This window comes from Moorena sp. SIO3I6 (assembly GCF_010672095.1).
Map to the genome: position 1 here is coordinate 1 of NZ_JAAHHU010001044.1, position 1,753 is coordinate 1,753.

The 1,753-nt window shown below is 43.9% G+C and carries 3 protein-coding genes; all 3 read left to right on the forward strand.

The genetic code is table 11. The features are described 5' to 3' along the window. A partial coding sequence (locus F6K49_RS45910; RefSeq protein ID WP_293084125.1) for an adenosylhomocysteinase occupies window positions 1-242 on the forward strand: 242 nt, incomplete at its 5' end. A gap of 376 nt (window positions 243-618) precedes the next feature. Next, on the forward strand, window positions 619-1,422 hold the full coding sequence (locus tag F6K49_RS45915; RefSeq protein WP_070392851.1) for a DUF928 domain-containing protein: 804 nt from the start codon (window positions 619-621) through the stop codon (window positions 1,420-1,422). An 80-nt stretch (window positions 1,423-1,502) separates the two neighbouring features. Further along, a partial coding sequence (locus F6K49_RS45920) for an exopolysaccharide biosynthesis protein (protein ID WP_293109011.1) occupies window positions 1,503-1,753 on the forward strand: 251 nt, incomplete at its 3' end.

The window sequence follows — 1,753 nt, forward strand, 5'->3', positions numbered from 1 at the left end:
TTAACCTGGCAGCAGCTGAAGGTCATCCCAGTGCGGTGATGGACATGAGCTTTGCTAACCAAGCTTTGGCCTGTGAATACCTAGTCAAGAACAAAGGATCCATTGAACCAGGTTTACACTCCATCCCTGAAGCAGTGGATAAGGACATTGCGCGGTTGAAGTTACAAGCAATGGGCATTAACATTGATAGCCTCACCCCAGACCAAATCGAGTACATCAACTCTTGGACTTCTGGTACCTAAAACTAGGGTAATCCCTTTACGATACTGGTTCAATAATCCTGATATCTCTTTTTGGGTAATCGGTTATGGGTAATTAGGTAATGGGTAATGGGTCATGGGTAATTGGTAGTTGACAATGACCGACTATCGATTGCCCTGACCGGCCTAAACGATTTAAAATGGCACCTCTAAAAACTTTTGTATCCTTGACAAGGAATAAGATATAGTATAGAAAAGGTTTGGAACGGCAAGTTAAGATCAACCACTTAGCTAGAATAAAATAACAAACTTATATTGACTCTTGCATAAATCTCTAAAAAGAGGGTGATAAATACTATAGCCACATGGCAAAAATTGACTTTTGCAAGAGGTCTATTAATGAGTAGGGTTATTGATTATGATCTGGCAACAATCTCCAACCTATCTGGCAGTGCTGACTACAATGCTCTCGGCTGCACTGGTAACTGACTTCACCGCACCCCAGTTACTGGCACAGTCATACCCACACCATGAAGTGGGTGCATACTTCCCACCACCACCAGAGCGAGGATCACCGTCTAGAACCCTTGGGGCTGGGACACATATGATTAAATTTCCACCAGTACCAGAACGAGGAGAACCTAGAAGAACAGCAGGAGGAGGGTCTCGTAGCTATTCCTGTACTGACAGCGATGACATCCCTTTGACTGCTATCGTGCCTGCCAATAATCTGGTCACAACCGTGGCGGCTAATCCGACACTGTTCTGGTATGTTCCCAAAACTACAGCCTCCGAAGCAGAATTTGTGTTAATTGATGACCAGAATCAAGAGGTTTACCTGACCAGCGTGAGCCTGGATAACACGAACGGTATTGTGCAACTGAGCGTACCGACAACCGTACCTCTGACCATGGGTAAGAAATACAAGTGGTTTTTCGTACTCGTTTGCGATCCTCAAGAGCGTAGCCGAGATCATTGGGTTCAAGGAATTCTAGAGCGTACTGAACTTAGTCCAGAATTAGCGCTTAATCTAGAGCAGGAGCAAAATACCTTAGAACAAGCCAAACTATATGCTGATGCTCTGATTTGGCAAGAAACTCTGACTACTATCGCCCAGTTACGGGATTCCCAGCCCCAAGCATGGGTAGATCTGATCAAATCAGTGGGCTTAGAAGCGATCGCTAACAAACCGTTTCTGAATTGCTGTACAGCTAGCAATTAATCTTATCAGTAATGTCAGGGTAAGTGCTAGAAAGATTAGTATAGATTAGTATATTAACTTTTATAACTAATCACTACTAAATGGCTAAACTCTCTGTAGAACTACAGCGCTATTTTTTTGAGGAAGAGCAAGAGCCTCAGGTAAGGCTGGCAGATATTTTGACCCTAGCGGGGGAACGTATCTTTGGGTTTATATTCGTTATCCTATCTCTACCTTCAGCTTTGCCAGTTCCAGCACCGGGTTATTCGATTCCCTTTGGAATTGTGATCTTATTGTTGGCTATTCAGCTCATCGTTGGTGCCAAACGCCCCTGGCTACCAAAGAAGATCAA